This window comes from Chryseobacterium cucumeris (genome assembly GCF_001593385.1).
Lineage (GTDB): Bacteria > Bacteroidota > Bacteroidia > Flavobacteriales > Weeksellaceae > Chryseobacterium > Chryseobacterium cucumeris.
Genome location: NZ_LUVZ01000042.1, coordinates 1 through 439 on the forward strand (window position 1 = coordinate 1; position 439 = coordinate 439).

Sequence of the window (439 nt, forward strand, 5' to 3'; positions counted from 1 at the left end):
AAGTTCGATTCCAAGTTGAAGCAATAAAGTTCCCGTCGCAGTGGTTTCGCAATGCTGTCCGTTAAATGGTTTTATTTCTATTCTCATTTCAGTAGCCTGATTATTAGGTTTTTAATCTTGAAAATTAGTTAAATATCGGGAAAACTATGTTAAATTTTTTTAAAAACAAAAAACAATTTGCATATATGTATTTAACTACGTAGTTTTATACTTTAAAAATGAAAACACTATGAAATTACAGGTACAATCTATAGGAAATGCATATTCGGAGCAGCTTATTGATCTGATTCTGACCATTCAGCAAAAAGAGTTTAATATCCCGATTACAGTAGAAGATCAACCTGATCTGAAACAGATAGAAAGTTTTTATCATGAAGCCGGAGGAAACTTTTGGGGAGCTTTTATAGATGGGGAACTGGTAGGTTCCATAGCTTTGGTG

The 439-nt window shown here is 32.8% G+C and carries 1 pseudogene; it reads left to right on the forward strand.

Annotated features, from left to right (window positions below):
- Nucleotides 1-229: 229 nt before the first annotated feature.
- Nucleotides 230-439, forward strand: a pseudogene (locus A1704_RS17235) (GNAT family N-acetyltransferase); the annotation flags it as partial.